Origin of the sequence: Variovorax sp. W1I1 (assembly GCF_030815625.1) — a bacterium.
Lineage (GTDB): Bacteria > Pseudomonadota > Gammaproteobacteria > Burkholderiales > Burkholderiaceae_C > Variovorax > Variovorax paradoxus_C.
The window spans coordinates 6,090,197-6,114,732 of sequence record NZ_JAUSWZ010000001.1; the positions used below are offsets into that span (position 1 = coordinate 6,090,197).

Genomic DNA, 24,536 nt, shown 5'->3' on the forward strand with positions numbered 1-24,536 from the left:
GGCGAATCGATTTCCACAGAAAATGCCCCGATGAAAATCGAAAAAGACACCGTCGTCACCATCAAGTACAAAGTCTCCGACGCCCAGGGCAAGCTCATCGAAGCCAGCCCCGAGCCGATGGCCTACCTGCATGGCGGCTACGAGAACACCCTGCCCAAGATCGAGGAAGCCCTCGACGGCAAGGAAAAGGGTTTCCAGACCGTTCTGAACCTCTCCCCTGAAGACGCCTTCGGCCAGCGCGACGAGGCGCTGGTTCGCACCATCCCCAAGACCGAATTTCCACCGGGCGTGAAAGTGGGCGGGCAGCTTCAGGGCCGGCTCGACGACGGCACCGAGCACGTCTTTACCGTGACCAAGATCAAGGGTCCGGTCGTGCTGCTCGACGGCAACCATCCGTGGGCCGGCAAGGCGCTGAAGTTCAGCCTGCAGGTGACGGACGTGCGTGCGGCGCTGCCGGTGGAAATCGAGCACCGGCATGTGCATGGTGCGCACGGGCACCATCACTGAGATCGAAAGTCAGCGAGGGCGCGCCGCCTTCTTCCAGAACCGCGGCGCCTCTTCGATCCCGCCCAGCGCCTTGCGGCATGCCTTCGCATGGACCGCATGCCTCGCACTGAACCACCCCACCGCGAACCACGCGCGCCCATCGCGCGCCGTGGCTTCGCGGTAGAGCGCGAGCGCGACGGCTTCGTCGTTGAATTCGCCCAGCGCGTCCTGCGCGGGGCGCAGGTGCTTCAGGTAGCGCTCGGCGGCTGATGACGACGTCGACTTTCCCTCCGCATCGAACAGCGGCGCGACGAACTCGGCGAGGTAGCGCAGGCGCTTGAGTCGCTTGCGCAAGCGGTGCTGGCTTTCGGTGTCGAGCGATTCAAAGCGCTTGCCGTCGCGCACCGCCTGTTTGTGCAGGTGCTGGAGGCGCTTGCGCAGGAGGCGGCGGGCGTCGTTGATGCTCAATGGGGTCGGCGTCGGAGGGGTTTCGGCGTCTTCGGCCTTCGGCGCAATTTCTAGCGACGGCGCTGCCGCGGTGAACCCGATCAGCGGAACCAGCACCGACTGAAACGCCGGCGCACGCACGACATCGCCGGACGACCGCACATCAGCCACCGCGTCGCTGCCACCCGCCAGCGGATCGAACTCCGGCGCGCCCGCTTCGCGCAGTTGCGGCTGCGCCAGCTTCACCACCTGTTCGCGGTCGCGCAGGTCGCCGAGCGCGCGGAAGGCGTCGACCAGCGGCGGCTCCCATGCGGCCGCATCGAAAAGACCGCTGCCCGCATCGAGCTCCGCCAGTTCGCGCAGCGCGGTGCGCAGGCGCCGGATGCCGATGCGCAGCTGGTGGATCTGCTCTTCATCGGTGCTGCCCGCGGCGATCTCGCTGGCGTTGGGCAGCATCTGCGCGAGGCACGACGCGACGATGGCCTGCTGGATCGCGCGGCCGTCGAGCTTGTCCTTGCCTTCGGGAAAGCGCGGCGTCTCGGCCTTCACCGCGGGCACGACCTCGACCTTCGCCAGCAGCCGCGCGCCGCGCTCGGCCTTGGACACGGTGCTGAACCACAGCCCGTGCTGCTGTGACCACCGGCGCGCGAGCGACACGAGCCCCTGCACGTCGCCGCGCTTGAGTTCGAGCTCCAGCTCGCACACGGGCGATTCGCACTGCTCGGGCGTGCCCGCATAAGCCACGACCTTGCCGACATCGAGCGCCATTTCCACGACCGCGCCGCCGGGACCGGTGACGCGCACGTCGCGCGTGAGCCGCACGATGTCGGTGGACTGCCGCTCGACCAGCGGCGCAGCACCGCTCGCGGCCAGCACCTTGGCGAGGCGGTCGCCCACGGGCGTGCCCTGGTGGCGCTGCGGGTCGATGGCCGGCAACGCACCGCTTGTGGCGGCGGTGCCGAGGTCGACGTTGTGCTCCAGCCGGTGCAGCGCGTTGTCGCCCGTCGCCTTGACGGTCTGCACCCAGCGCCGGCCTTCCTTGCGCAGCCGCAGCACGATGCCCTCGGCGGCGAGCGCCTGGTCGGCGGTGTCGAAATAGCGTGCCTGCAGGCGGGTGCGCACGACGGTGCCGCGCCGCAGCGCGGTCTCGACGGCCTTCAGCCGGTCGGACGGGATCTGAAACTTGAACTCGATTTCCATGGCGGCCATGATGCCCGCCTCCTTCGGGCCCAGACGCAATCCCCTGAGGGCCGGACCGGGCAAAAACAAAGATCTGAAAAATTATGTGGACGCCGTCCATTTTCTTTGATATCTTTTGTGGACGGCGTACACAAGACGCCGGCAAACCTCCAGATCCAACCCTTCATCGACACAGGAAACACCATGGCCAACAAGCAGATCTTCGTGAACCTCCCCGTCAAGAACCTCGAGAAGACCAAGGCGTTCTTCGCCGCGCTGGGCTACACCTTCAACGCGCAGTTCACCGATGCGAATGCCGCGTGCATGGTGATCGAGAAGGACAGCATCTTCGCGATGCTGCTGGTCGAAGACTTCTTCAAGACCTTCACGACCAAGAGCATCACCGACACGAGCACGAGCACCGAGGTGCTGGTGTGCCTCTCGTGCGAGAGCCGCGCCGAGGTCGACGCGCTGGTCGCCAAGGCGGTGGCCGCCGGCGGCACCACGCCGCGCGAACCGCAGGACTACGGCTTCATGTACGGCCACGGCTTCCAGGACATCGACGGCCACCTCTGGGAACTGATGTACATGGACCCCAACGCCGTCGTGACGCACCAGAACGCCTGATGCGCTGAAGAAGAAAGAAGAACAGGAAAGAGCGATGCCCATCGTTCCATACGCGCTCTTCACTGTTGCAGGCAAGGCCCCTACCGGAAGGCGGCGGCGGCCCGATATTCCTGGCACTGGCACGGCATCATCGGCCGAGCTCCCCATGAAAAGGAATTTCGACATGTCCGACAACAACAACAAGGGCCCCATCGTCCAGGTCCAGCCGCTCGGCTTCCCCTGGCAGACGATCGACCCGTTCCTGTTCTGCGTCTATCACGACGACGCCTACCCCAAGGCCAACGGCCGCATGGGTCCCGAAGCCTCGCTGGCCGGCCGCCAGATCGGCCAGGACTTCAGCCGCAAGGACGGCTGGAGCATGTACCACGGCGACACGGTGCCGGGCTTTCCCTCGCACCCGCACCGCGGCTTCGAGACGGTGACCATCGTCCGCAAGGGCCTGGTCGACCACTCCGACTCGCTGGGCGCCACCGCGCGCTTCGGCGGCGGGGACGTGCAGTGGCTCACGGCAGGCAAGGGCATCGTGCATTCCGAGATGTTCCCGCTGCTCGATGCGGGCGCGCCGAATCCGCTGGAGCTGTTCCAGATCTGGCTCAACCTGCCGGCCAAGAACAAGATGGCCGAGCCGCACTTCACGATGTTCTGGTCGGATGCGATTCCGCGCTTCGCCTCGGACGACGCGAAGGGCGGCCGCACCGAGGTGGCCGTCATCGCGGGCCGGCTCGGCGACGCGGCCAACGGTCAGGACCCGATCCAGCCGCTCGCGCCGCCGCCCGCCTCATGGGCTGCAGAGCTCGATGCCGACGTGGCGATCTGGACGATCAAGATGACGCCCGGCGCGCAATGGACGCTGCCGGCCGCCACGGGCGAAGGCACGCGGCGGATGCTCTATTTCTTCAAGGGCGCGGCCGCGCAGATCGGCGGGGAGCGCATCGAAGGGCCGGTGGCGATCGAGCTGCGCGCGGATGCGGCCGTCGAGCTGGTCAACGGCGACGACGAGAGCGAATTCCTTGTGCTGCAAGGCCGCCCGATCGCCGAGCCGGTGGCCCAGTACGGTCCCTTCGTGATGAACACACAGGCCGAGATCAGCCAGACCATGGCCGACTACCGCCGCACGCAGTTCGGCGGCTGGCCGTGGGACGACTCGGCGCCGGTGCATGACGCCCAGGCCGCGCGCTTTGCGCGGCATCCGGGTGGGCGCGAAGAAGTCCCGGCAGCGAAATAGAAGAACCAGTGGGTCTTTTCGCGGAACACCGCGGAACCGGCTTCGCCGGGCCGCAGGTGTTGCCCCCGGTAGGGGGTTGGCGAAGCGACACGAAGTGCGCGCAGACTGGGGGCGAGCCCTGAAATCAGAACGTCTTGAGGGCCTCGATGCTGGGGGCGGTCATGCTGGGGACGAATTCCGTGATGTCCACGTGCGCCACGCCGCCCTGCACGAACGGGTCGCGCGCCAGCACCGCTTCCAGCGCCTCGCGGTCGCCCGAGCGCGTGAGGATCACGCCACCCGTGCGCGGCACCTGCCGACCCGAGGCCACGAACAGGCCGCTCTCGTAGTGCTTCTTGAGCCACACCATGTGCGGGTCCATCAGCGCATCGACTTCTGCGAGGGGACGGGTGTAGGTGAGGGTGACGATGAACATGTGCAGGATGGCGGGTGAGTACGGAAGCCCCGATCCTATGGCCTCGGCGGGGTGTCCGAACCACCAGTGTGTGCGCGCGCGTAACGGCGCGCCGGCACCCTATTCGATGGCCACGCCACCTTCTTTCACCAACTTCGCGAATCTCGCGGTTTCCTCGCGGATCTGACGCGCCATGTCGTCCGGCGAGCCGCCCAATGGCTCCGCGCCGATGGCCTGCATGCGTTGCGCAAAGTCGGGCGACTTGATGATCTTGACCATCTCGGCGTTCAGGCGCGCCACGATGTCCTTGGGCGTCGCAGCCGGCGCGAGCACGCCGAACCACGTGCCGATGTCGAAGCCCTTCAAGCCCGCCTCTTCGAGCGTGGGCACATCGGGCAGCACCGACGAGCGGCGCGCCGTCGTCACGGCCAGCGCGCGCAGCTTGCCGCCCTTGATGTGCTGCAGCACCGGCGTGATGGTGTCGAAGGACATCGCCACCTGCCCGCCGAGCAGGTCGGTGGTGAGCGGGCCGCTGCCCTTGTAGGGCACGTGGAGCAGCGTGGTGCCGGTGCTGGCCTGGAACTGCGTGCCGATCAGGTGCTGCGCGGTGCCGTTGCCGTTGGAGCCGTAGGCCAGCTTGTCGGGCGCGGCCTTGGCGAGAGCGACCAGCTCGGCCACGTTCTTCGCGGGCGTGTTGGCGGGGTTGATGACCAGCACGTTCGGAACCATCGCCACGACGGTGATCGGTGCCAGGTCTTTCTGGAAGTCGTAGGGCAGCTTCTTGTAGACGCTGGTGGCGATGGTGTGGTGCACGGCACCCATCAGCAGCGTGTAGCCGTCGGGCTTGGCCTTCGCGACGTAGTCGGCGCCGAGCGTGGCGCCAGCGCCGGGCTTGCTCTCGACCACCACGGGCTGGCCGAGCGACTGCGAGAGCTTGTCGGCCAGCGCGCGCGCCAGCACGTCGGTGGTGCCGCCGGCCGGGAACGGCACGACGAGGCTGATCGGCCGCGTGGGCCATGCAGCCGGTTGCGCGAAGGCCAGCCCGGCGACGCCGAGGCCCAGCGCCATCGCGCCGGCCTGCAGCATCGTGCGACGGCGCGGACTCTTCTGGGTGAAAGTAAAAGCTGCCATGTCTTGTCTCCGGCTCGTTGTGGTCGTGAGGTCCGCGCGCATCGAGGCGCGCTGTGACGGCGGTGAAGAAGAAGGAATCAGGCTGCGAGGCGCTGCCGCACACCGGCGATGTGCTCGCACACGGCGCGCGTCACCTGCTCGGTAGTCGCAGTGCCGCCGAGGTCGCGCGTGTGCAGCGATGCGTTGGCGGTCACGTGCTCGACCGCCTCCATCACGCGGCGCGCCGCCTCCGCTTCGCCGAGATGCTCGAGCAGCATCACGACCGACCAGAAAGTGCCGACCGGATTGGCCAGGCCCTTGCCCATGATGTCGAAGGCCGAGCCGTGGATGGGCTCGAACATCGACGGGTAGCGGCGCTCCGGATCGATGTTGCCGGTGGGCGCGATGCCCAGGCTGCCGGCCAGCGCAGCGGCGAGGTCGCTGAGGATGTCGGCATGCAGGTTGGTCGCGACGATGGTGTCGAGCGACGCGGGCCGGTTGACCATGCGCGCGGTGCAGGCGTCGACCAATTCCTTGTCCCAGCTCACGTCCGGGAATTCCTTGGAGATCTGCAACGCGATCTCGTCCCACATCACCATCGCATGGCGCTGCGCGTTGCTCTTGGTGACCACGGTGAGCAGCTTGCGCGGCCGCGAGCGTGCGAGCTTGAAGGCGAACCGCATGATGCGTTCGACGCCCGCGCGGGTCATCATGCTCACGTCGGTCGCGGCCTCGATCGGGTGGCCCTGGTGCACGCGGCCGCCGACGCCGGCGTACTCGCCCTCGGAGTTCTCGCGCACGATCACCCAGTCGAGCTGCCCCGGTGCGCAGCGCTTGAGCGGACCGTCGATGCCCGGCAGGATGCGCGTGGGCCGCACGTTGGCGTACTGGTCGAAGCCCTGGCAGATCTTCAGGCGCAGGCCCCACAGCGTGATGTGGTCGGGGATGTGCGGATCGCCCGCGGAGCCGAAGAGGATGGCGTCCTTGTTGCGCAGCGCCTCGAGGCCGTCGGCCGGCATCATCTCGCCGTGCGCGCGGTACCAGTCGCCGCCCCAGCCGAAGTCTTCGAAGGCGAAATGCAACGCGCCGCCGGAAGCCGCAGCCAGCGCCTCCATCACTTCGCGTCCGGCCGGGATCACTTCCTTGCCGATGCCGTCGCCGGGAATGGTGGCAATGCTGTAGCTGCTCATCGTCGTCCTTCGATATGGAATGCTTCTGGAAGCCGCCACTGTAGGATTCGAAGCGCCGAACGATTCACGCCCGAAGTGAATCCATCCTTAACCTCAGTTCAACAATCGGATCGCCCATGGTTTCTCCGATCCAGCCTGCCGAACTCGGCTTCTTCTCCACGCTCGCGGCCTGCGGCAGCCTGAGCGCCGCGGCACGCGAGCTCGGCATCAGCACGCCGGCCGTGAGCAAACGGCTTGCGCAGATGGAGGCGCGCATCGGCGTCACGCTGCTGAACCGCACCACGCGGCGCATGAGCCTCACGCCCGAGGGCGAGCTCTATGTGGAACATGCGCGCGGCATCCTCGGCGCGATCGACGACATGGCGCAGCTGCTGGGCGAAGCGAAGGCCGAGCCGCGCGGCCTGCTGCGCGTGAACGCGACGCTGGGCTTCGGACGCAGCCACGTCGCGGCACTGATCTCGAAGTTCGCGCGCAAGCATCCGGAAGTCGAGGTGCAGTTGCAGCTTTCGGTGAACCCGCCGCCGCTCACGGACGATGCCTTCGACGTCTGCATCCGCTTCGGCGCGCCGCCCGAATCGCGCGTGATCGCTCGGCGCATCGCGTCGAACCGGCGCCTCTTGTGCGCGTCGCCCGCGTACCTTGCGCGGGCCGGCCATCCCAAGGTGCCCAACGATCTCACACGCCATCGCTGCATCGGCATCCGGCAGGGCGACGAGGCTTACGGCGTGTGGCGCCTGAGTTCGGGCCGCGGTGCGGCGCAGCACACCGAGGCCATCAAGACGCGCGGTGCGCTCAGCACCAACGACGGCGAGATCGCGGTCAACTGGGCGCTCGACGGACACGGCATCCTGATGCGCGCCGAATGGGACATTGCGCGCTACCTGCGCAGCGGCCGGCTGGTGCAGGTGCTGGCCAACTACCGCACGCCCGATGCCGACATCTACGCGGTGTACCCCCAACGTCATCAGCTGTCGGCGCGCGTGAGAGCTTTCGTTGACTTCATCGCAACCGCGCTCGAAAACGGCAGCATCCGGTGACACCTGCAGAGGGACTGCAGCGACACGGATCAACGGCTTTCTGCTACCGTATTTTTCATCGCTGACAGCTCACCGGAGAACCGCTCATGCCGCTTCGCCCGCCACCGATCCTGCCACCCAGCTTCGTACCGCCGTACCTGCTGGACCGGCTCGCGGCGCATGCCGATGCGCCCGTCAGTGCGCGCGCGGCCAACACGCTGATGATCGACCGCGAGCATCGCGGACTGCGCGAATTTCTCGCGCCCCAGATCTCGTCGGCGCCCTCGCCGCCATACGCGAAGCGCGGCTCGCCGGAACGCAAGATCCATGACGCGGGCAACACCACGCAATTGCCCGGCAAGCTGGTCCGCTCCGAGGGCCAGGCCGCGAGCAAGGACCTCGCGGTCGACGAGGCCTACGACGCCCTCGGTGCCACATGGTGCCTGTACCACGACATCTACGAGCGCAACTCCATCGACGGCGCGGGCATGCCATTGCTGGGCAGCGTGCACTACGGCAACGACTACGACAACGCCTTCTGGAATGGCACGCAGATGGTGTTCGGCGATGGCGACGGCGAGGTGTTCAACCGCTTCACCATCGCCGTGGACATCATCGGCCACGAACTCACGCACGGCGTGATCGATCACGAGTCGGGCCTGACCTATCAAGGCCAGTCGGGCGCGCTCAACGAATCGATCTGCGACGTGTTCGGCGCGCTCGTCAAGCAGCATGTGCTCAAGCAGACGGCACAGCAGGCCGACTGGCTGGTGGGCGCGGGGCTTTTCATGGAAACGGTGAAGGCGCGCGCGCTGCGCTCGATGGCCGAGCCCGGCACCGCCTACGACGACCCGGTGCTCGGCAAGGACCCGCAGCCCGCGCACATGAAAGACATCGTCCTCACGCGGCAGGACAATGGCGGCGTGCACATCAATTCCGGCATTCCGAACCGCGCCTTCTACCTGGCCGCAACCGCCATCGACGGTCCGGCGTGGGAGACGGCCGGGCGCATCTGGTACGACACCGTGTGCGACCGCCGGTTTAAGCAGGATGCGGATTTCGCCGCCTTCGCCGAACTGACCGTGAGCGCCGCCGCCAAGCGCTTCAGTGCCGGCGGCGCGGCGCACAAGGCGGTCATCGCCGCATGGAACACCGTGGGAGTCACCGCATCATGATCCAGCTGCCGCCGCTCAATGAAGCCACCATCGTGCGCGTGACGCGCGAGGGCGGCATTGCCTACATGCCGGGCCTTGCGCGTCCGCGCAGCTTTCAACTGGGCGACTGCACCGAGGAGTTGCGCCAGCAGATCGACGACGCGCTGCAAAGCGCCGTGCCGCATGCCGAGGAAAGCAGCGCCACGTCGCCGGGCGGCGACCAGCGCGTCTACCGCGTGGAAGTGGTGATGGAGAACACGGCCACCGCGAACTCGGTCAGTTTCGACGTGCCCGAGACCGAGGCGCCCGCGGCGCTGGTGCATCTTTGGAAGGACGCGGGCAAGCGCCGCTGACCTTCATCCTTTGCCAAGGATCACGGAGCCGATCAGCCACACATTCGCCGCGCTGATCACGCCGAACAGGCCCCAGGCCAGGAGCTTCACCACAGTGCCGTTGGCAAAGCCGCCCATCATGTCGCGGCTGCTCGTGAAGCGAATCAACGGCCACATCGCAAAGGGCAACTGGAAGCTCAGCACCACCTGGCTCAGCACCAGCATCTTGCCGACGCCGCCGTCGCCGAACCACCAGACGCCGAGGAACGCCGGCCCCAACGCGAGCGCGCGCGTGAGCAGGCGGCGCTGCCAGCAGGGGATCTTCAGATCCAGAAACCCTTCCATGATGATCTGGCCCGCGATGGTGCCGGTGAAGGTCGAACTCTGGCCCGAAGCCAGCAGCGCGATGCCGAACAGCGTGGCCGCGAATGCGCTGCCGACGATGGGTTCGATGAGCCGGTAGGCATCGTCGATCTCGGTCACCTCCTGGTGGCCGGTCGCGTGAAAGGCGCTGGCCGCGAGCACCATGATGGCCGCGTTGACGAGCAGCGCGAGCGACAGCGACACCACAGCATCGAGAGTGCAGAAGCGCACCGCCTCGCGGCGCGCCGCATCGGTGTCGGCGATGAGCCGCGTCTGCACGATGGACGAATGCAGGTACAGGTTGTGTGGCATCACGGTGGCGCCGACCACGCCGATGGCGAGGTACAGCGCACCGGGCTGCTGCAGCCGCTCGAAGCTGGGCGCAAAGCCCATCGCCACGCCGAACCAGTTGGGCTGCGACATCGCAAGCTCGACGATGAAGCAGCCCGCGATGGTGCCGACCAGCCCGAGCACGATGGCTTCCACGCGCCGGAAGCCCGCGCCCTGCAGGCCGAGCACGAGCAGCGTGTCGAAGGCCGTGATCGCAATGCCCACCGGAATCGACACACCGAACAGCAGGTGCAGCGCAAGCGCGCTGCCCAGCACCTCGGCGAGATCGCAAGCGACGATGGCCAGCTCGGCGCCGAGCCACAGGAAGCGGTTCACGCGCGGCGAATAATGTTCGCGGCAGGCGCGCGCCAGGTCCTTCTGCGCGACCAGCCCGAGGCGCACGCACAGCGTCTGCAGCAACATCGCCGCGAGGCTCGCTAGCAGCACCACGAAGAGCAGGCCGTAGCCGAAACGCGAGCCCGCCTCGATGTCGGTCGCCCAGTTGCCCGGGTCCATGTAGCCCACAGAGACAAGCAGGCCCGGCCCCGCGTAGCGCAGCAGTTTCTTGCCGAAAGGCAGGTCTTGCGGAACCGCCACACTGCCCTTGACCTCGGACGGACAGAAGGGCGCGGTGGCCGTGCGGGGGAGCGGAAAGAACATGCGCGCGATGATAGGGTGGGGCATCGGGTCTCGTGCGAGACCAGCACCGCGGCGCCGGATCTTTTAGATTCGACGCTCGCCATCCAATCAACGTCACCCTTCACATCACCCTGGAGTTCATTCCAATGATTCACGTAGTCGCTGTCCTCACCGCCAAGCCCGGCCAACGCGCCAAGCTGCTCGAAGCCTTTGCCGAAAACCGCGCGGCCGTGCTGGCCGAAGAGGGCTGCATCGAGTACGGCGCAACGATCGATGCGCAAGGCGTTCCCACCTCGAAAGCGAGCTTCGGCCCCGACACCTTCGTGGTGATCGAGAAGTGGGAAACGCTCGCGCACCTGCAGGCCCACGCCGTCGCGCCGCACATGAAAGCGCATGGCGAGAAGACCAGGGAGCTGGTCGAGAGCAAGCTGATCCACGTGCTCGAACCGGTCTGAGGTTCTTCCCTTAGCAGCCTTCGCGCGCGGCGCGGGGCGTGCTACCTTCGCGCCGGGGAGCAGACAACTCGGACGAGGGGACTCAAGACATGGCGATCTTCTTCAGACCGCATGGTTTCCAACTGCACGCTTTCGCCGCAAGGCTCGGTGCGCTGGCCGCAGTGCTGCTCGCGGCCGGTTGCGCACAGCTCGGCGCACCGCCTTACGCCGCCGACTACGAGGCGCTCGATCGCCTCGAGGCGAACAACCCCGGCAAGGTGGCGGTCGCCAAGGTGCAGCCGACCGACCCCAACGACAAGATCAACACCCTGAGCCTGCGCCGCGCCAAGCTGGTCTCGCCCAGCGGCACCTTCGCGCAGTACCTCGAAGACGCGCTGATGCGCGATCTGAGCGAGATTGCAGCCTACGACCCGAAGGCGCCGACCCGCATCTCAGCGCGCATCGTCGTCAACGAACTCGATCTCGGCGTGATCAACGGCACCGGCCGCATGGACGTGGAGGTCACCGTCACGCGCGATGCGGCGCAGAAGCTGCGCAAGACCTACCGCGGCGAGATCGCCTTCGACTCGAGCTACGCGAACATCGTGGCCGTGCCCGCCGGGCAGGCCGCCTACCCGCGGCTGGTGCGTGCACTGCTGCGGCAGGTGTATGCCGATCCGCAATTCGTTGCGGCCATTGCCGCGTCTGCACAGTAGACCGGAGAAGCACCATGTCGTTTTCTTCATCCTGCGCCTGCGTCCTTCGCCTCGCCGCGGCTTCGGCGCTGGTCGCCCTGGTGGCCGGCTGCTCCCATCCGATCACGATGATCACGGAGACCGCACCGCCGCGATCGACAGCCCACCTCATCCCGAAGAAGGTGGCCTACGTGATGACCGACGCGCAGCGCGACCTGCAGGTCACGACCGCCGGCGGCAGCGGCGACCGCGTGAGCTACTACCCGTACCGCGACCTGGAGAAGTCGATTCGCGATGCGCTGCGCGGCGTCTACCGCAACGTGATCGTGCTGCGCACCGCCAGCGATGCGAAAGCGAACGAAGCAGCGGGCGTGTCGCTGGTGTTCACGCCGCAGATCAAGACGGATTCGAGCTCGTCGTCATGGATCACCTGGCCACCCACCGCGTTCACGGCCGAGGTGTCGTGCGTGGTGACGAACGCGGCAGGCGCCGAAGTCACGCGCGTGCGCGCTGTCGGCAACGGCGCGGCGGAGTTCGGGGAGTTCAATGGCGACTACGGGCTGGCTGCCCGGCGCGCGGCCAGGCAGATGACGTCGCAGCTCAGCAGCGAGATTCGCAGGAACGAGAAGCTGCAGTGAGCGGGTGTCGCCGAGCTGGCGCGCCCATAAAAAAAACGCGCCTTCCGGCGCGTTTTTCATTGAAGCCGCGAAGTCTTACTTCGACACGACCTTCACCATCTCCAGGCACTTGTTCGAGTAACCCCATTCGTTGTCGTACCAGCTCACGAGCTTCACGAAGGTGCTGTCCAGGGCAATGCCGGCTTCGGCGTCGAAGATCGAGGTGCGCGGGTCGCCGCGGAAATCGGTGGCCACCACCTTGTCTTCGGTGTAGCCCAGCACGCCCTTGAGCGCGCCTTCGCTCTGTGCCTTCATCTCGGCGCAGATTTCCTTGTACGAGGCTTCCTTCTCCAGCTCGACCACGAGGTCGACCACCGACACGTCGGAGGTCGGCACGCGGAAGCTCATGCCGGTGAGCTTCTTGTTGAGCTCGGGGATCACCACGCCCACGGCCTTGGCCGCGCCCGTCGACGACGGAATGATGTTTTCCAGGATGCCGCGGCCGCCGCGCCAGTCCTTGTTGCTCGGGCCGTCCACGGTCTTCTGCGTGGCGGTGGCGGCGTGCACGGTGGTCATCAGGCCGCGCTTGATGCCCCACTTGTCGTGCAGCACCTTGGCCAGCGGGGCCAGGCAGTTGGTGGTGCAGCTGGCGTTGCTGATGATGGCTTCGCCGGCGTACTTCTTGTCGTTCACGCCGTAGACGAACATGGGGGTGTCGTCCTTGGATGGAGCCGAAAGAATCACCTTCTTCGCGCCCGCATCGATGTGCTTCTGCGCCGTTTCCTTCGTGAGGAAGAGGCCGGTCGATTCGAGCACGATGTCGGCGCCGACCTCGTTCCACTTGAGCTGCGACGGGTCGCGCTCTTGCGTGAGGCGGATCTTCTTGCCGGCGACGATCAGCGTGTTGCCTTCGACCGAGACTTCACCCTTGAAGCGGCCATGCACCGAGTCGTACTGGAGCATGTAGGCCAGGTAGTCGGGCTCGAGCAAGTCGTTGATGGCAACGATCTCGATGTCGTTCTTGAAGTTCTGCACCGCTGCGCGCAGCACGTTGCGACCGATGCGGCCGAAGCCGTTGATACCGAGTTTGATAGCCATCTGACTTGCTCCTAAGGTTGAAAAATTGGTGATCGGACGAGAAGAAGAAACGCCTGGGAACGATCAGTCCCGCAGCGCCGCTTCCACGGTGGCGGCAACGTTCTCCGCCGTGAATCCGAAATGCTTGAACAGCTCCGGCGCCGGTGCCGATTCGCCGTACGTGTCGATGCCGACGACGGCCGCGCAGCCGTACTTCCACCAGCCGCCGGTGCAGCCCATCTCGACGGCGATGCGCGGAATCTTCTTCGGCAGCACGGCCTTCTTGTAGGCGAGGTCCTGGCGGTCGAAGGTGGTCGTCGAGGGCATCGACACCACGCGCACGGCGATCTTCTTGGCGGCCAGGAGCTTCTGGGCAGCCAGCGCGAGCGGCACTTCGGAACCGGTGGCGATGATGACGGCGGCCGTCTTCTTGCTCTTGAGGCCCACGGTCTCGGGCTCGGACAGCACGTAGGCGCCGCGGCTGATGTCGCCCAGTTCGCTCTTCGGTGCGTAAGCGATGTTCTGGCGGCTCAAGAGCAGCGCGGTCGGGCGCGACTGGTTCTGCAGGGCCACGGCCCAGGCCACAGCCGTTTCGGCCGTGTCGCCCGGACGCCAGACGTCCAGGTTCGGAATCAGGCGCAGCGACGCGGCGTGCTCGATCGACTGGTGGGTCGGGCCGTCTTCGCCGAGGCCGATGGAGTCGTGCGTGAACACGTGGATCACGCGGCGCTTCATGAGCGCGGCCATGCGGATGGCGTTGCGGCTGTAGTCACTGAAGGTGAGGAAGGTGCCGCCGTAGGGGATGTAGCCGCCATGCAGCGCCACGCCGTTCATGATGGCCGCCATGCCGAACTCGCGCACGCCGTAGTTGATGTGGCGGCCGATGGTGCCGTGCGGCACTTCGGCGGGGGCTTCGGGCTTGGCTTCGTCTTCGGCGCCTTGCTTGGCTTCGACAGCCGGCACGTTCATGACAACGGCACCGGTCTTCGCATCGAAGCGCAGGGCCGCGGTGCTCTTGGTGTTGGTGAGGTTCGAGCCGGTCAGGTCGGCGCTGCCGCCGAGCATTTCGGGCAGCGCGGCCGTGAAGGCTTCCAGCGCGAGCTGGCTGGCCTTGCGGCTGGCGACGGTCTCGCCCTTGGTGTGGGCGGCGACCACGGTGTCGAAGGCGACCTGGTGGAAGTTCTTGGGCAGTTCGCCCTTCATGCGGCGGGTGAACTCGCCGGCCAGGTCGGGGAAGGCCACGGCGTAGGCGGCGAACTTCTCGTTCCAGGCGGCTTCGGTCTTGGCACCGGCGTCCTTGTGGTCCCAGTCGGCGTACACCTCGGCCGGGATTTCGAAGGCCGGGTACGGCCAGCCGATGGCTTCGCGGGTGAGGGTGATTTCCTCGGCGCCGAGCGCCTCGCCGTGCGCCTTGGCGGTGCCCGCGCGGTTCGGGCTGCCCTTGCCGATGGTCGTCTTGCAGATGATCAGCGTGGGCTTGGATTCTTCCTTCTTCGCCTTGGCGATGGCCTTGGACACGTCCTTGGCGTCGTTGCCGTCGATCGGGCCGATGACGTTCCAGCCGTAGGCCTTGAAGCGCTCTTCGGTGTTGTCGATGAACCAGGGCTTCACCTGGCCGTCGATGCTGATGCCGTTGTCGTCGTACAGCGCGATCAGCTTGTTCAGGTGCCAGGCGCCGGCCAGGGCGCAGGCTTCGTGGCTGATGCCTTCCATCATGCAACCATCGCCGAGGAAGGCGTAGGTGTGGTGGTCGACGATGTCATGGCTCTTGCGGTTGAACTCGGCGGCGAGCAGCTTTTCAGCCAGCGCGAAGCCCACGGCGTTGGTGATGCCCTGGCCCAGCGGGCCGGTGGTGGTTTCCACGCCGGGGGTCACGTCGACTTCGGGGTGGCCGGCGGTCTTGCTGTGGAGCTTGCGGAAGTTCTTGATCTCGCCGATCGGGAGGTCGTAGCCCGTGAGGTGCAGCACCGAATACAGCAGCATCGAGGCGTGGCCGTTGGAGAGCACGAAGCGGTCGCGGTCGAACCAGTGCGGGTTGGCCGGGTTGTAGCGAAGGTGATCGCCCCAGAGTGCGACGGCCATGTCGGCCATGCCCATCGGTGCACCGGGATGGCCGGAATTTGCTTGTTGGACGGCATCCATAGCCAGAGCGCGGATTGCGTTGGCCATCAGGGCGTGGTTTGCCATGTGCGGTGGACTTTCGGAGGGAAAAGGAAAGGGTTGGGGTCGGGAGAACCCGCGATTTTACCGGGCGAGCCCCAACCCGCCTCGATACGGGCCGAACACCCGACTGATGTTCTCTTGTGCACCGGCCGGCTGCTAGAGTTGCCACCCATGCACGGGCTGCACCTCACCGCCGATCTCCACGACTGCCGATGCGGTCTTCAATGGCTCACCGACGGGCCCGCGCTGGGCGCGGTATGCATCAAGGCGGTGACAGCCGCAGGGCTGCAGGCGGTGGGCAAGATCGTCCATTCCTTTCCCGCCACGCCCGAGGGGCCGGGCGGGGTGACGGCCACGGTGCTGCTGGCCGAATCGCACCTGTGCATCCACACCTGGCCCGAGCAGCGCGGCGTGACGCTCGACGTGTACGTCTGCAACTTCGGCGGGGACCATTCGGCAAAAGCGCATGCGCTGATGGAGTGCCTGGTGTCGCTGTTCCAGCCGACCCACAGCGAACGCAACGAGCTGCAGCGCGGCCGCATCGCAGCGTAAATGAAGCTCGCCCCCAGGCTCCGCGCACTTCGTGTCGCTTCTCCTACCCCCTACCGGGGGCAACACCTGAGGCCCGGCAAAGCCGGTTCCTCGGTGTTTCACGAAAAGACCGATCCGTGAACATGGCTTCGACTTCCGTGCGGGCGATGATCCTGGCCGCCGGCCGCGGCGAGCGCATGCGGCCGCTGACCGACGCCACGCCCAAGCCCCTGCTCGAAGTGCTCGGCAAGCCGTTGATGCAGTGGCCGATGGAAGCGCTGGCCGCGGGCGGGTTCACCGAGCTGGTGGTCAACACCGACTGGCTGGGCGCGCAGATTTCATCCCGCTTCGGCGCGAATCCCTTGCTGGACGGGCAGGGTGCGCTATCGATTTCATACTCCGACGAGGGCCGCGACTTCGGCGGCGCGCTGGAGACGGCCGGCGGCATCGTCCGCGCGCTGCCGCTCTTGGGCGAGGTGTTCTGGATCGCGGCAGGCGACGTTTTCGCACCCGATTTCCGCTTCACGCAAGCTTCGGTCGACCGCTTCCTGGACAGCGGCAAGCTGGCGCACCTGTGGCTGGTGCCGAATCCGGCGCACAACCTCAAGGGCGATTTCGGCCTCTCCGCCGAAGGCCTGGCGCTCAACACGGCCCCCGAGAAATACACCTTCTCGACCATCGGCCTCTACCGCGCTGCGCTGTTCGCGCCGCCGTACTGCGCCATCCCGCCCGGCAACCCGGCCGGCGTCAAAGCCCCATTGGCGCCGATCCTGCGGGCCGCCATGGACAATGAACTCGTGAGCGCCGAGCTCTACACCGGCCCCTGGACCGATGTGGGAACCCCCGAACGGCTTGCCCAACTGAACACCACGCCAAGATGACCTCCGCAGACACCACCACGATCTACGCCGAGCGCCGCGCGCGCCTCGCCTCGCACCTGGGCAAGGACGGCATCGCCATCATCCCGACCGCCCCCGAGCGCCCGCGCAACCGCGACACCGACTTCCTGTACCGGCACGACAGCTACTTCTATTACCTGACCGGCTTCACCGAGCCGAACGCCTGGCTGGTGCTGGCCGGCGACGGCCGCGCCACGCTGTTCTGCGCGCCCAAGGACCTGGAGCGCGAGATCTGGGACGGCTACCGCCTCGGCCCCGAGGCGGCCCCTGCGGCACTCGGCGTCGACGAGGCCTTCTCGGCCGCCGACCTCGACGCGAAGCTGCCCAAGCTGCTGGAGAACCGCTCGACCGTGTGGTTTCCGTTTGCGATCCACAAGGGGCTGGAAACCCGCATCGACGGCTGGCTGCAATCGGTGCGCGCGCGCGTGCGCTACGGCGCACTGTGCCCCGAGGAGCAGCGCGACCTGTGCGGCCCGCTCGACGAGATGCGCCTCGTGAAGGACGCGCACGAGCAGGACATCATGCGGCGCGCCGCGCAGATCAGCGCCCGCGCCCATGTGCGTGCGATGCAGCTGTCGTCCCGCATGCTGCGCGAGGGCAAGGACGTGCGCGAGTACCACCTCGATGCCGAGCTGCTGCACGAATTCCGCTTCGGCGGCTCGCAGTACCCGGCGTACTACTCCATCGTCGCGGCCGGTGCCAACGCCTGCGTGCTGCACTATCGCGCCGACGCGGCGCCGCTGCGCTCAGGCGAGCTGGTGCTCATCGACGCGGGCTGCGAACTCGACGGCTACGCGAGCGACATCACCCGCACCTTCCCGGCCGACGGCAAGTTCACCGGCCCACAGCGCGCGCTGTATGACCTGGTGCTCGCGAGCCAGGACGCATCGGCCGCCGCCACCAAGGCCGGCAACCGCTTCACCGACCCGCACGACGCCGCGGTGCGCGTGCTCGCGCAGGGCATGCTCGACTTCGGCCTGCTCGACAAGAACAAGGTCGGCAGCGTCGACGACGTGATCGACTCGCGCGCCTACTTCCAGTTCTACATGCACCGCACCGGCCACTGGCTCGGCATGGACGTGCACGACTGCGGCAGCTACGTGGAGCCCACGCAAGTCGGCGAAGTGAGCGAGCGCAAGGACCCGCTCTCGAACGAAGTCATCAAGAACCGCCCGAGCCGCATCCTGCAGCCAGGCATGGTGCTGACGCTGGAGCCGGGCATCTACGTGCGGCCGGCCGACGGCGTGCCTGAGCAGTTCCACAACATCGGCATTCGCATCGAGGACGACGCGATCGTCACGGCGACGGGCTGCGAACTCATTTCGCGTGGTGTGCCGGTGAAGGCGGATGAGATCGAGGCGTTGATGCGGGGATGATCGCGCACCGAGCTGCTTGCTACGCCCCTGACGCGGCAATCAGCAGGCAGACCAGCAGCCCGAGCAGCGCAGCGACTGCTGCTGCAATCGCGATCCAGTGAAAGCGCCGCGGCGCGCATCCCAGCAACCCCACGGTCGCCAACGCGGCCGCTGTGAGCACACCCAGCCAGAGCACCCAGCCGATCGCGCTGCCCGCCGCCTGCAGGCTCGCGCCCAGCGACACGCACAGCAGCGCCGTGCCTCCGAGCTGCAGCCAGCGGCGCCATGGGCCCGGCGTGCTGCCGCGGCCGAAGACGTCTTCGCTGTGCCGGTCCATCGCGAGGCTCAGCGCGCAGAAGCCGGCGAGCGAGGCGGCGAACACCAGGGCGAGAAGCAGGGCGCCCATCTCAGGAACCCTGGCCCGATGCGGCGAGCCCCGGCGGCGGCGGCTGCGTGCTGGCCGCCTGCCTGGAAACCGCCTTGCGGCGCTTGCGCTCGACGAGCCAGGCCGCGCCAGCGAGCCCCATTCCCAATGCGATCGCAACCAGATCGAAACCCGCCACCGCACTCGGCCCCGAGCGCAGGCTCACCGTCAGCGGCGCGGGGCCGGTGAACGCATTGAGCACCGGCAGCAGCACGAACAGCAGCGCGCCGAGCGCGAGCTGCGCCTGCCACATGCGCAGCGTCGGGCGCAGCAGGCCCAGCACGGCGGCCGCGCCCCAGACGATGAAGAACCAGCCGATCTCCGCCTCGCCGCGGTCGGCCACGTCGAGCGGCAGCAAGCGGTTGGCCCAGAAGAAGGCCGCCATCGCCATCGGCAGGCCGGCAATCGCGCCGAGGTTCAGGCCGTCGACCAGGCGCAGGCCCCAGCCGATGCGGCCGCCCTGCTTCAGCGTCTTCGCGAATTTCTGGCGCTCCTTCACGGCCCAGAGCAGCAGGCCGGTCGCCACCATCAGGCAACCCGCGAGCCCCGAGAGGAAGAACAGGCCGCGCAGCAGCGGATCGGCAAAGCGGCCGATGTGCAGGCCGTAGAGCACGCCGCGCGTCTCGGCCGCGGCCTTGGGCACGTCACCGAAAGTGCCGATCTGCGCGCCGGTGACGCCGTTGAACTGCATCGAGGGCTGGTCGGACGAAAGCCGCTGGGTGCCGGCGCGGGCGATGGACACCACCGCATTCGCGTCGTTGGGAAAGTGCACGGTGATGCGGCCGACGGGTGCGCCGTTCCAGTGGGAGGACGCCGCTGCCACCATCGGTGCGATGGGCGCCAGCGGTGCCTTGGTGCCGGAGGCCTTGAACTGGGTGCGGCCGCCGCCGGGGAAGGCCTCGGCGAAGAAGGCCTCGGTGCCGCCGTGGTCCTTGTAGGCGGCCTGCGGCGCCCAGGGCATGTACATGAACATCAGCGTGACCAGCCCGGTGTAGGTGATCATGGCGTGATAGGGCAGTGCGAGCACCGCCGTCACGTTGTGCGCATCGAGCCACGAGCGCTGGCCCTTCTTCGGGCGGAAGGTGAAGAAGTCCTTGAAGATGCGCCGGTGCGTGACGATGCCGCTGAAGATCGCGACCAGCATGAACATCGCGCAAAAGCCGACGATCCAGCGCGCCCAGATCGCGGGCATGTAGTGCAGGTCGAAATGCAGGCGGTAGAAGAACTCGCCGCCGCGCGTCTCGCGCGGTGCGGTGACCGCCTGGCCCGTGGCGGGGTCGAGCAGCGCCTGGTCGAAGCGGCGGCGCCGCTCGACGGGCGCGGCGCCGGCCGGCGGGGGCGGCTTCAGGTACAGCACGCTGGTCGACGGCTCGCGCTCGGTCGGCAGCGTGATGAACCAACGGGGCGCATTGGCGCCGCGTTGCTGCAGGAAAGCGACCGCCGTTTCCGCGGCCTTCGCCTGCGGCGCGGCGTTGGGCGACACGGCGTGCAGCTCCGGCTTCATCCAGAAGGTGATCTCGTCCTTGAAGTACGACGCGGTGCCGGCCGCGAACACCATGAAGAGCACCCAGCCGACCAGCAGGCCCGACCAAGTGTGCAGCCAGGCCATCGACTGGCGAAAGCCCTCCTTCATGCGCCACCTCCGCCGGCCCGGGTGAGCACCAGCAGCACCAGCAGGCCCGGCAGCAAAGCCGCGATGGCAAGGCCCGACCACGCACGCCAGGCGGTGCGCGCGGCAAAGACCCACATCACGGCGAGTGCAAAAACGATGAAGGAAGCGAGCGTGCCGGTCATCACGGCTTCACTGCGTGCCATGCCGAAGGCGGCGGGCAGGCACAGGGCCAGGGCGGCGGCAGAAAGGGCTGCCACGCCGTAGCCGCCGACGATAGCGGCGACCGCGCGCGAGGCCACGCCGATGCGATAGCGAAAGCTGGCGCTCACAACGTGCGCCGGACGGCGGGCGAAGTCGTTCGGGAATTCATGGAAAGAGGGGGAGAAGAAACCGGTCCAGATGAGAATCATACGCATCTGGACCGGTTTCCCCCTCAACGCCCGGCCCTGAACCGGGGATATCGCAGCCCGGCCGGTTGGCGTTATTTCGCCTGCAGCAGCGCGCCCGCTTCAAGCAGCACCAACTCGTTGTCGTCCGCCTTGTTCGGCTCGCGGCTGCTGGAGAACGGCAGGTTGTTGTCGTTGCCGACCACGATGTGCGTGGCATCGACCACGTCGACGTTCTCGATCGTGAAGAACGGGAACTTGAGCACGCCGTCGTCCAGCGGCTTGCGCGCGAGCTTGTCGGGGTCGGCGATGTTCAGCAAGTCGATGTAGCCGATCTTGCGCACCGCGCTGCCTGCGTTCGCGTCGCTCAGCTCGACCTTGTAGACGCGCTTGAACTTCGCGATGTCGTGAAAGCAGTCGGTGCGCTTCTGGCCTTCGGGGCAGGCCTTGTCGCTGGTGCCTTCGCCGTTGTCGCGCTCGATGATCAAACCGGTGGTGCCGTCGATCATGTTGAAGTCGCCGATGGCGTTGCCATTGGCTTCGAGCACGTACTTCCAGTGGCGGCCCGTCCATTTTTCCGAAGCCACGTCGAACTCCAGCACGCGCAGCGCTTCCTTGCCTTCGACGCGTTCGTAGTCCTTGGCCTCGGCGTTCCACACCGGGCCTTCGAGCAGCCCGTAGAGCTTGCTGCCGTCCTTGGAAGACGCCATGCCTTCGAAGCCCTTGGAGCGCTTGATCTGGAAGTCGACCGCGCCGCCCGGTGCGCCCGGCGTGGTGACTGCGGGGTGATCGGGCGAGCGCACAGCCTTGCCGTCGACCTGGGTGTCGAACACCGCGAGCACCTTGCCCTTCAGGTCGGCCTTGATGAGGAACGGGCCGAACTCCTCGCCGATCCACAGCGCGCCGCCGGCGAACTGGAAGCTCTCGGGGTCGAAATCCGAACCCGTCAGGTAGCGCTGCTTCGTGCCTTCGTGGACGATGCGGAACGGCACCTTCTTGTCGGGGTCGTGCAGGAAGATGGTGTTCAGTCGATTGAACTTGCCGCTCTTGAAGTCCACCTTGTAGTGGTTCAGGTAGAGCATGAAGTCGGGCGAGTTGGCTTTCGCGCCAGCGCCGTTGTCGGTGAGGATCCAGAACGAGCCGTCGTCCATCTTCTTGATGCCCGAGTGGCCCTGCAGCGGCTGGCCCTTGAAAGGCACCGAGACGCCCGTGCCGCGGCCACCCGAAAGGCCTTCGACCGTGCCCAGCGCCTCGACGCGCTTGCCCGAGGTGAACTTGCCGCTGACCTGCAGGTCGGCGGGTGCATCTTTCGGTGCAGCGACGAAGCTCTGCGCGGGCAGCACGGCGTGGCCGGCGAGCGTGGCGGGGAAGGCGGTCTGTGCGGCCGCGCTGCCGCAGGCGAACGCGGTGGCAAGGGCGATGAAAGAGTGGGAGACGAGACGCGTCATGGGCAGAAGAAAGGTTTCAGTCGAAACGCGAGACCATGCCGAGCGCGCGTGACGGCGCCGTGACATCCACCGGGCTCAAGGTGCGATGTCGACCGTCACTTCGCGCGATTCGGCGCGGCCCTGGTCATCGACTGCGCGCAGCACATAACGCCGGCCCGAGTCGGCCATGTCCGGCATCCACGTGATGCCTTCGCCAGGCGACGCCTTGCCGATCAGCGCGTCGTCGGCAAACCAGTAGATCGTCTGCGTACCCGCCGCCGCTTCGGCCCGCAGCACGATCGGCTCCGGCTTCTTCACGCGCAGCGTGTGCCGCACGCCGCGCAGGGGCGAGGTGATGAGCGGTGCGGTTTCCGAGGTCTCGCCCTTCTCGCAGCCATCGGTCGGCAGGCTCGCGCGCGGCAGGCCGGCCTGGCGGAACAGCCGCCGCATGTCGCTGCCCCATTGCTCGACCACCTGCTGCCGCGCATTCGGTTGCGGCCCGCACACCACCTTGCCGGTCGTCTCGTCGACCCACACGGCGCGGTGCAGGTTGCTGACCTGGATCGGCGACTTGCCCGCGATGAACCATGTCGTGGTGCGCACCGGGCACAGCGCGTCAGGCAGTCCGCCCGTCGCGGTGCACACCTCGACCTGCCGCAGATCGGCCGGCTGCCGCGTCGCGATCTCGCCGGGGTCCAGCCGCTCGGCGCGCAACGCGTCGACCATGCGCAGAAACAACGGCGCAGCCGCATCGACGCCCACTAGTGCAGGGTTGCTCGTGCCGTCGAAATTGCCGACCCACACCACGAGCACATGGCGACCGAACACGCCCGCGGTCCACGCATCGCGAAAACCCCACGAGGTGCCCGTCTTCCATGCGATGGCGGGGCGCGCGGGCAGCGTGGTATCGGGGCGCGGCGTGTGGCGCAGCATGTCGAGCGTGATGAACGACGCCTCCTCGCTCAAGAGGCGCAGCGGCTGTGTGGGCCGCTCGTCGGGCGCGGGCTGCGTGTAGCGCAACGGCTGCGAGATACCGCCGTTCGCCAGCGTCGCGTAGAGACCCGCGAGCTCCTCGGGCGTGACCTCGCCGCCGCCCAGCACCAGCGCGAGGCCGTAGTGCGATTCGCTCTGCAGCTTCTGCACGCCCGCAAGCCGCATGAAGTCGTAGAGCCCGGGCTTGGAGAGCTTCGCGGCCACGGAAACCGCCGGGATGTTGCGGCTGCGGATCAGCGCCTCCTGCGCGGGCAGCGGACCGGCGAAGCGGTGGTCGAAGTTCTCTGGCGTGTACGGCCCGAAGGAAGTCGGCGCATCCTTCAGCATCGTCTTCGGATGCAGCAGCCCCTGGTCGAGCGCGAGCGCATAGATGAAGGGCTTGAGCGTGGACCCCGGCGAGCGCTTGGCCTGCGTGCCGTTGACCTGCCCCGCGATCGCGTCGTTGTGCCAGTCGGCCGAACCGATCAGCGCGCGCACCTGCATGGTCGAGGCATCGAGCAGCAGCGCGCTCGCGTTGGTCATGCCCACGTCGGCATGCGTGCGCAGGTACTGGCCCATCACGCGTTCGAGCGTGGCCTGCATGCGCAGGTCGATGGTGGTGCGCACCTCCTGCACGCCGCGCTCCTGCGCGAGCAGCATGTCGGTGACGTGCGGCGCGAGAAAGGGGAGGCTGCCGCGCGACTGCGCCGAGAGCGCGAGCTGCGCGTCGGGCGCATGCTGCTTCGCGGTCGGATCACGCTCGGCCCACAGCGCCCACAGCCGCTCGCGCGCCGACTGCAGTTCGGCATTGCGGCCGCGTTCGGCGATGCGCTTGACGGGGTTCTGCGGAATCACCGCGAGCGTCAGTGCTTCGGGCAGGCTGAGCTTGGCGGCGTCCTTGCGGAAGTAGATGAGGCTCGCGGCCTGCACGCCTTCGATGTTGCCGCCGTACGGCGCGGTGTTGAGGTACGCCTCGAGAATCTCGCGCTTGCCGAAGCGTGCCTCCAGCCAGAGCGCCGCGCCGATCTGCGCGATCTTGCCCAGCGCCGTGCGGCTGTCGATGCCGTAGACGCGCCGCGCGAGTTGCATCGTGAGCGTCGAGCCGCCCTGCCTGCGCTCGCCGCTCGCGATGCGCCATGCGCTGCGAACCAGCGCGGCGGGATTGACGCCGGGGTGCGCGTAGAAGCGGCGGTCTTCGTAGAGCAGGACGGCATCGACCAGCCTCGGAGAGATGCGGTCGAGCGGCACCCAGAGGCGGTATTGCTCGTCGCCTGCGAGCGTGAGGCGCAGCAACTCGCCGCCTTGCGCGTACACGGCGCGCGAGCTGCCGACGGTTTCGCTCAGGGGCGCATGCGGCCACAGGCGCAGCAGTGCGAGCAGGAAGGCCACCGCCAGCGCCCACAGCGCGGGCTTGCGGAGCCTTCCCAACGTCACGCTGAAGCGCATGGCGGC

24 protein-coding genes are annotated in these 24,536 nt (G+C 67.4%); 12 read left to right on the forward strand and 12 right to left on the reverse strand.

Features of this window, described 5'->3' with window-relative positions; genetic code table 11:
• Positions 1-30: 30 nt before the first annotated feature.
• On the forward strand, positions 31-507 hold the full coding sequence (locus QFZ83_RS28330) for a peptidylprolyl isomerase (protein WP_280808967.1): 477 nt from the start codon (positions 31-33) through the stop codon (positions 505-507).
• Positions 508-516: 9 nt separating this feature from the next.
• Here the strand turns inward: QFZ83_RS28330 and QFZ83_RS28335 are convergent, their stop codons facing one another.
• Positions 517-2,142, reverse strand: coding sequence for a CYTH and CHAD domain-containing protein (locus QFZ83_RS28335; RefSeq protein WP_307511708.1), 1,626 nt, complete (start codon positions 2,140-2,142; stop codon positions 517-519).
• 174 nt (positions 2,143-2,316) lie between these two features.
• Here QFZ83_RS28335 and QFZ83_RS28340 point away from each other — a divergent pair, with 174 nt between their 5' ends.
• A complete protein-coding gene (locus QFZ83_RS28340; protein ID WP_013544305.1) occupies positions 2,317-2,739 on the forward strand; it encodes a VOC family protein in 423 nt (140 codons plus the stop codon).
• Between the two features lie 163 nt (positions 2,740-2,902).
• Positions 2,903-3,964 carry a pirin family protein gene (locus tag QFZ83_RS28345; protein WP_307511709.1) on the forward strand — a complete coding sequence of 354 codons (1,062 nt, stop codon included), beginning with the start codon at positions 2,903-2,905 and terminating at the stop codon, positions 3,962-3,964.
• Between the two features lie 124 nt (positions 3,965-4,088).
• Here QFZ83_RS28345 and QFZ83_RS28350 read toward each other — a convergent pair whose 3' ends face one another.
• From QFZ83_RS28350 to QFZ83_RS28360, 3 genes are all read right to left on the reverse strand, one after another.
• Positions 4,089-4,379, reverse strand: coding sequence for a YciI family protein (locus QFZ83_RS28350; protein WP_306881284.1), 291 nt, complete (start codon positions 4,377-4,379; stop codon positions 4,089-4,091).
• A 99-nt stretch (positions 4,380-4,478) separates the two neighbouring features.
• Complete coding sequence (locus QFZ83_RS28355) at positions 4,479-5,489, reverse strand: Bug family tripartite tricarboxylate transporter substrate binding protein (RefSeq protein ID WP_373457516.1); 1,011 nt, start codon at positions 5,487-5,489, stop codon at positions 4,479-4,481.
• A gap of 77 nt (positions 5,490-5,566) precedes the next feature.
• Positions 5,567-6,658, reverse strand: a complete 1,092-nt coding sequence (locus tag QFZ83_RS28360; RefSeq protein ID WP_307511711.1) for a tartrate dehydrogenase — start codon at positions 6,656-6,658, stop codon at positions 5,567-5,569.
• A 116-nt stretch (positions 6,659-6,774) separates the two neighbouring features.
• Between QFZ83_RS28360 and QFZ83_RS28365 the strand changes: the two genes are divergently transcribed.
• The 3 genes from QFZ83_RS28365 to QFZ83_RS28375 all read left to right on the forward strand — a co-directional run bounded on the left by QFZ83_RS28365 (position 6,775) and on the right by QFZ83_RS28375 (position 9,181).
• A complete protein-coding gene (locus QFZ83_RS28365; RefSeq protein ID WP_013544310.1) occupies positions 6,775-7,695 on the forward strand; it encodes a LysR family transcriptional regulator in 921 nt (306 codons plus the stop codon).
• A gap of 86 nt (positions 7,696-7,781) precedes the next feature.
• Entirely contained in the window at positions 7,782-8,849 is a 1,068-nt protein-coding gene (locus QFZ83_RS28370; RefSeq protein WP_307511713.1) for a M4 family metallopeptidase, read from the forward strand.
• Positions 8,846-9,181 carry a protealysin inhibitor emfourin gene (locus tag QFZ83_RS28375; protein WP_013544312.1) on the forward strand — a complete coding sequence of 112 codons (336 nt, stop codon included), beginning with the start codon at positions 8,846-8,848 and terminating at the stop codon, positions 9,179-9,181. Before QFZ83_RS28370 ends, QFZ83_RS28375 begins: the two co-directional genes overlap by 4 nt.
• Before the next feature lie 3 nt (positions 9,182-9,184).
• On the opposite strand, the gene QFZ83_RS28380 is transcribed toward QFZ83_RS28375, so the two are convergent.
• Positions 9,185-10,513 carry an Nramp family divalent metal transporter gene (locus tag QFZ83_RS28380; RefSeq protein ID WP_307512832.1) on the reverse strand — a complete coding sequence of 443 codons (1,329 nt, stop codon included), beginning with the start codon at positions 10,511-10,513 and terminating at the stop codon, positions 9,185-9,187.
• A gap of 125 nt (positions 10,514-10,638) precedes the next feature.
• On the opposite strand from QFZ83_RS28380, the gene QFZ83_RS28385 reads away from it, so the two are divergent.
• The 3 genes from QFZ83_RS28385 to QFZ83_RS28395 all read left to right on the forward strand — a co-directional run bounded on the left by QFZ83_RS28385 (position 10,639) and on the right by QFZ83_RS28395 (position 12,259).
• A complete protein-coding gene (locus tag QFZ83_RS28385; RefSeq protein WP_013544314.1) occupies positions 10,639-10,947 on the forward strand; it encodes a putative quinol monooxygenase in 309 nt (102 codons plus the stop codon).
• An 89-nt stretch (positions 10,948-11,036) separates the two neighbouring features.
• Positions 11,037-11,642: a hypothetical protein gene (locus QFZ83_RS28390; protein WP_307511714.1), complete on the forward strand. Its 606-nt coding sequence runs from the start codon at positions 11,037-11,039 to the stop codon at positions 11,640-11,642.
• A gap of 14 nt (positions 11,643-11,656) precedes the next feature.
• Entirely contained in the window at positions 11,657-12,259 is a 603-nt protein-coding gene (locus tag QFZ83_RS28395) for a hypothetical protein (RefSeq protein ID WP_307511715.1), read from the forward strand.
• A 75-nt stretch (positions 12,260-12,334) separates the two neighbouring features.
• Here QFZ83_RS28395 and gap read toward each other — a convergent pair whose 3' ends face one another.
• Both gap and QFZ83_RS28405 read right to left on the reverse strand, forming a co-directional pair.
• Positions 12,335-13,336, reverse strand: coding sequence for a type I glyceraldehyde-3-phosphate dehydrogenase (gene gap, locus QFZ83_RS28400; protein WP_307511716.1), 1,002 nt, complete (start codon positions 13,334-13,336; stop codon positions 12,335-12,337).
• 63 nt (positions 13,337-13,399) lie between these two features.
• Positions 13,400-15,502 carry a transketolase gene (locus tag QFZ83_RS28405; RefSeq protein ID WP_307511717.1) on the reverse strand — a complete coding sequence of 701 codons (2,103 nt, stop codon included), beginning with the start codon at positions 15,500-15,502 and terminating at the stop codon, positions 13,400-13,402.
• Positions 15,503-15,649: 147 nt separating this feature from the next.
• Here QFZ83_RS28405 and speD point away from each other — a divergent pair, with 147 nt between their 5' ends.
• The 3 genes from speD to QFZ83_RS28420 all read left to right on the forward strand — a co-directional run bounded on the left by speD (position 15,650) and on the right by QFZ83_RS28420 (position 18,284).
• A complete protein-coding gene (speD, locus tag QFZ83_RS28410) occupies positions 15,650-16,030 on the forward strand; it encodes an adenosylmethionine decarboxylase (RefSeq protein ID WP_307511718.1) in 381 nt (126 codons plus the stop codon).
• Between the two features lie 146 nt (positions 16,031-16,176).
• Complete coding sequence (locus tag QFZ83_RS28415) at positions 16,177-16,890, forward strand: nucleotidyltransferase family protein (RefSeq protein ID WP_307512834.1); 714 nt, start codon at positions 16,177-16,179, stop codon at positions 16,888-16,890.
• Positions 16,887-18,284, forward strand: a complete 1,398-nt coding sequence (locus tag QFZ83_RS28420) for an aminopeptidase P N-terminal domain-containing protein (RefSeq protein ID WP_307511720.1) — start codon at positions 16,887-16,889, stop codon at positions 18,282-18,284. The genes QFZ83_RS28415 and QFZ83_RS28420 overlap by 4 nt, the downstream gene beginning before the upstream one ends.
• A 19-nt stretch (positions 18,285-18,303) precedes the next feature.
• Here QFZ83_RS28420 and QFZ83_RS28425 read toward each other — a convergent pair whose 3' ends face one another.
• The 5 genes from QFZ83_RS28425 to pbpC all read right to left on the reverse strand — a co-directional run bounded on the left by QFZ83_RS28425 (position 18,304) and on the right by pbpC (position 24,530).
• Positions 18,304-18,669: a DUF3325 domain-containing protein gene (locus tag QFZ83_RS28425; RefSeq protein WP_306881296.1), complete on the reverse strand. Its 366-nt coding sequence runs from the start codon at positions 18,667-18,669 to the stop codon at positions 18,304-18,306.
• 1 nt (position 18,670) lies between these two features.
• Positions 18,671-20,320 (reverse strand): PepSY domain-containing protein, encoded by a 1,650-nt coding sequence (locus tag QFZ83_RS28430; protein WP_307511722.1) that lies wholly within the window; start codon positions 20,318-20,320, stop codon positions 18,671-18,673.
• The gene (locus QFZ83_RS28435; RefSeq protein WP_307511724.1) at positions 20,317-20,715 is read right to left on the reverse strand and encodes a DUF3649 domain-containing protein; all 399 of its coding nucleotides are present in this window, start codon (positions 20,713-20,715) and stop codon (positions 20,317-20,319) included. The genes QFZ83_RS28430 and QFZ83_RS28435 overlap by 4 nt, the downstream gene beginning before the upstream one ends.
• 65 nt (positions 20,716-20,780) lie before the next feature.
• Positions 20,781-22,133, reverse strand: a complete 1,353-nt coding sequence (locus tag QFZ83_RS28440) for an esterase-like activity of phytase family protein (protein ID WP_307511726.1) — start codon at positions 22,131-22,133, stop codon at positions 20,781-20,783.
• 75 nt (positions 22,134-22,208) lie between these two features.
• The gene (gene pbpC / locus QFZ83_RS28445; protein ID WP_307511727.1) at positions 22,209-24,530 is read right to left on the reverse strand and encodes a penicillin-binding protein 1C; all 2,322 of its coding nucleotides are present in this window, start codon (positions 24,528-24,530) and stop codon (positions 22,209-22,211) included.
• Positions 24,531-24,536 lie beyond the last annotated feature (6 nt).

Coding starts and splice junctions, on each gene's coding strand:
- QFZ83_RS28330 (WP_280808967.1), top strand. CDS start 31: ATGAAAATCGAAAAAGACACCGTCGTCACCATCAAGTACAAAGTCTCC.
- QFZ83_RS28335 (WP_307511708.1), bottom strand. CDS start 2,142: ATGGCCGCCATGGAAATCGAGTTCAAGTTTCAGATCCCGTCCGACCGG.
- QFZ83_RS28340 (WP_013544305.1), top strand. CDS start 2,317: ATGGCCAACAAGCAGATCTTCGTGAACCTCCCCGTCAAGAACCTCGAG.
- QFZ83_RS28345 (WP_307511709.1), top strand. CDS start 2,903: ATGTCCGACAACAACAACAAGGGCCCCATCGTCCAGGTCCAGCCGCTC.
- QFZ83_RS28350 (WP_306881284.1), bottom strand. CDS start 4,379: ATGTTCATCGTCACCCTCACCTACACCCGTCCCCTCGCAGAAGTCGAT.
- QFZ83_RS28355 (WP_373457516.1), bottom strand. CDS start 5,489: ATGGCAGCTTTTACTTTCACCCAGAAGAGTCCGCGCCGTCGCACGATG.
- QFZ83_RS28360 (WP_307511711.1), bottom strand. CDS start 6,658: ATGAGCAGCTACAGCATTGCCACCATTCCCGGCGACGGCATCGGCAAG.
- QFZ83_RS28365 (WP_013544310.1), top strand. CDS start 6,775: ATGGTTTCTCCGATCCAGCCTGCCGAACTCGGCTTCTTCTCCACGCTC.
- QFZ83_RS28370 (WP_307511713.1), top strand. CDS start 7,782: ATGCCGCTTCGCCCGCCACCGATCCTGCCACCCAGCTTCGTACCGCCG.
- QFZ83_RS28375 (WP_013544312.1), top strand. CDS start 8,846: ATGATCCAGCTGCCGCCGCTCAATGAAGCCACCATCGTGCGCGTGACG.
- QFZ83_RS28380 (WP_307512832.1), bottom strand. CDS start 10,513: ATGTTCTTTCCGCTCCCCCGCACGGCCACCGCGCCCTTCTGTCCGTCC.
- QFZ83_RS28385 (WP_013544314.1), top strand. CDS start 10,639: ATGATTCACGTAGTCGCTGTCCTCACCGCCAAGCCCGGCCAACGCGCC.
- QFZ83_RS28390 (WP_307511714.1), top strand. CDS start 11,037: ATGGCGATCTTCTTCAGACCGCATGGTTTCCAACTGCACGCTTTCGCC.
- QFZ83_RS28395 (WP_307511715.1), top strand. CDS start 11,657: ATGTCGTTTTCTTCATCCTGCGCCTGCGTCCTTCGCCTCGCCGCGGCT.
- gap (WP_307511716.1), bottom strand. CDS start 13,336: ATGGCTATCAAACTCGGTATCAACGGCTTCGGCCGCATCGGTCGCAAC.
- QFZ83_RS28405 (WP_307511717.1), bottom strand. CDS start 15,502: ATGGCAAACCACGCCCTGATGGCCAACGCAATCCGCGCTCTGGCTATG.
- speD (WP_307511718.1), top strand. CDS start 15,650: ATGCACGGGCTGCACCTCACCGCCGATCTCCACGACTGCCGATGCGGT.
- QFZ83_RS28415 (WP_307512834.1), top strand. CDS start 16,177: ATGATCCTGGCCGCCGGCCGCGGCGAGCGCATGCGGCCGCTGACCGAC.
- QFZ83_RS28420 (WP_307511720.1), top strand. CDS start 16,887: ATGACCTCCGCAGACACCACCACGATCTACGCCGAGCGCCGCGCGCGC.
- QFZ83_RS28425 (WP_306881296.1), bottom strand. CDS start 18,669: ATGGGCGCCCTGCTTCTCGCCCTGGTGTTCGCCGCCTCGCTCGCCGGC.
- QFZ83_RS28430 (WP_307511722.1), bottom strand. CDS start 20,320: ATGAAGGAGGGCTTTCGCCAGTCGATGGCCTGGCTGCACACTTGGTCG.
- QFZ83_RS28435 (WP_307511724.1), bottom strand. CDS start 20,715: ATGCGTATGATTCTCATCTGGACCGGTTTCTTCTCCCCCTCTTTCCAT.
- QFZ83_RS28440 (WP_307511726.1), bottom strand. CDS start 22,133: ATGACGCGTCTCGTCTCCCACTCTTTCATCGCCCTTGCCACCGCGTTC.
- pbpC (WP_307511727.1), bottom strand. CDS start 24,530: ATGCGCTTCAGCGTGACGTTGGGAAGGCTCCGCAAGCCCGCGCTGTGG.